Source organism: Candidatus Cryosericum odellii (assembly GCF_003570935.1).
GTDB lineage: Bacteria > Caldisericota > Caldisericia > Cryosericales > Cryosericaceae > Cryosericum > Cryosericum odellii.
The window spans coordinates 1,763-3,702 of sequence record NZ_QXIU01000162.1; the positions used below are offsets into that span (position 1 = coordinate 1,763).

The window sequence follows — 1,940 nt, forward strand, 5'->3', positions numbered from 1 at the left end:
TGGGGCTGCGGCGGGCGAAATGCTCTACCCAGATCGTCCCGCGCGACCAGCACGCGGCATTCATGGCCGCTCTCGCCCTGGTGGGCGCCCAGATCGAGCGTATGGCGACTGAGGTCCGGCTGTTGCAGCGCACCGAAGTGCACGAGGCGCAGGAACCGTTCAAGGTCGGCCAGCGAGGGTCGTCCGCCATGCCCCACAAGAAGAACCCCATCGTCTGTGAGCGCCTCTGTGGCATGGCGCGTCTGTTGAGGGGTTACATGACGGCGGCCTTTGAGGACGTGGCGCTCTGGCAGGAGCGTGACATCTCACATTCGTCGGTGGAGCGGGTCATCCTGCCCGACGGCGTCATGACGACCTATTACATGCTCGATCGTGTCATCTGGCTGATGCGCGGGCTTGTCGTGGATGCCGAGGCGATGCAGGCGACGTTTGCGGCGTCGCATGGTCTCGTGTATTCGCAGCGTGTCATGCTGGCCCTGGTGCGTGGCGGGATGAGTCGCGAGGATGCATACACACTCGTCCAGCGCCTTGCCCTGGCAGCATGGGAGGGTGACGCGGACTTTCACCAGCTCTGCCTGGCGGAGCCACACATCACTACGCTGATGAGCCCGGCAGAACTGGATGCTCTCTTTGACCCACAGTACTACCTGAGGAACATCGGCCCCGTCTATGCGCGGTTCGGCCTGGACAATGCAAAGGAGGAACAATCATGAAACGTGTCGCAGTGGTCGGCGCCCAGTGGGGCGACGAAGGCAAGGGCAAGGTCGTCAACTACTTCGCCAAGGACTTCGACTGGATCGTCCGCTTCGCAGGGGGCGCCAATGCAGGCCATACCATCTATGTGGGGGACAAGAAGTACGTCAATCACCTGCTGCCGTGCATCCTTCCTGATGGACCAGGCCGCGGTTTCCTGGGGGCCGGTATGGTCGTTGACCTGGAGCAGCTGGTGACAGAGGTCGAAGTGCTGGCAAAGGATTTCCCCGGCGTCGGTGCCAAGTTCGCTGTCGACCCGGAAGTCTTCCTGGTCCTGCCCTGGCACAAGCAGCAGGACCAGCTGCTGGAAGCCATGCGCGCCGAGCCCATCGGCACGACCGGCCGCGGCATCGGGCCGGCCTATACCGACAAGGCGTCCCGCGAAGGGATCAAGCTGTGTCACCTGTTTGATGAGAAGATGTTGATGGAACGGCTCGAGAACTCTTGGGTCATCAAGCAGAACTTGTATCGAGGCCAGCTTTCCATGCCACCTGCAGAGCTTGCCGGCCTCCTCATGCGACAACGGGACCGATTGCTGGAGTTGGGAGTTCAGGTTACCGGAGCGGTCGACATGGCGCACGTCTTCCGCAGCACGTCGGTGTTGTTCGAAGGAGCGCAGGGGGTGCTGCTCGACCTGGACTTTGGGACGTACCCGTTTGTCACCTCGGGGTCCTGCATGGCCCACGGTGTCTCGTCGGTCGGGTTCTCGACTTTCGAGCTGGACGACGTGGCCGGCGTCCTCAAGGCCTACACGACCCGTGTGGGAGAGGGTCCGTTCCCCAGTGAAAACGATACGGACGTGGCACAGGGCATTCGCGAGCGGGGAAAAGAGTACGGCGCTACGACCGGCCGGCCACGCCGTGTCGGGTGGCTGGATCTGCCGGCATTGCGGTATGCTGCCATCCGGTCGGGACTCACCAGTCTTGTCATCACCAAGGCGGACGTGCTCAATGGGTTGAAGACCGTCCGGGTGTGCACCGGCTACCGCATCGGCGGGGTTGTCCGTGACGTCCCGTCGACCTCGCACGACTTCTTCGTTGCCGAACCCGTCTACGAGGAGCTGCCTGGCTGGCGCACGACCGATGACGTCAACTTCCTCAAGTACATGACGTTTATCGAAGAACAGGTCAGCGTGCCCATCACGTATATCTCTTACGGCCCTCACACGGATGAGATGGAGACCAAGA

General features: G+C 62.2%; 2 protein-coding genes. Both read left to right on the plus strand.

The annotated features are described in order from the left end of the window. On the plus strand, positions 1–713 hold a 713-nt coding region (locus SMC5_RS11045), incomplete at its 5' end, for a lyase family protein (RefSeq protein WP_243625013.1). Further along, a partial coding sequence (locus tag SMC5_RS06760) for an adenylosuccinate synthase (RefSeq protein WP_119120101.1) occupies positions 710–1,940 on the plus strand: 1,231 nt, incomplete at its 3' end. The genes SMC5_RS11045 and SMC5_RS06760, both read left to right, overlap by 4 nt.